Here is a 448-nt window from a genome sequence, read left to right on the forward strand (position 1 = left end):
ACGCCAGACCCTCGGTCACGCACGGTTATCGTATTGCTCTGGATTTCCATGCTGACGAGAGTCTGCGCGGGGGCATGCTGGATGGCGTTCTCCAGCAAGTTCTTGAGCAGAGTGAAGCATGCCCCGTGATCAGCCTTCCATGTCACCCCTTGATCCGCGGCAAGCACCGTTAAATGCACGTCGGCGGACTCCGCCATGCGTTGCAAGTAGATGGAAGCTTCGTGGGCGATGTCGTGCATTCGAACAACGCTAAACTGGTAGTTGTGCGCCTCGCTCGCTTCGGCCAGAAGTAGCAGTTGTTGCACCTGGCGGGTCATGTACTCGACATCGCTCAATAGCGCCTTGCGGTCATTTCGCCCTTCCTCGAGCAACTCAACCTGCCCGCGGATCAGCGCCAGGGGCGTTTTTAACTCGTGGGCCGCATGGCCGAGAAACTCCTGCTGCAGAC

General features: G+C 58.5%; 1 protein-coding gene. It reads right to left on the reverse strand.

The window, feature by feature from the left end:
- Positions 1 to 448 (reverse strand): histidine kinase dimerization/phospho-acceptor domain-containing protein (locus tag HUX53_RS00205; protein WP_217918937.1); only part of this gene is annotated, 448 nt, incomplete at both ends.

The organism is Actinomadura sp. BRA 177 (genome assembly GCF_013372625.1).
GTDB lineage: Bacteria > Actinomycetota > Actinomycetes > Streptosporangiales > Streptosporangiaceae > Spirillospora.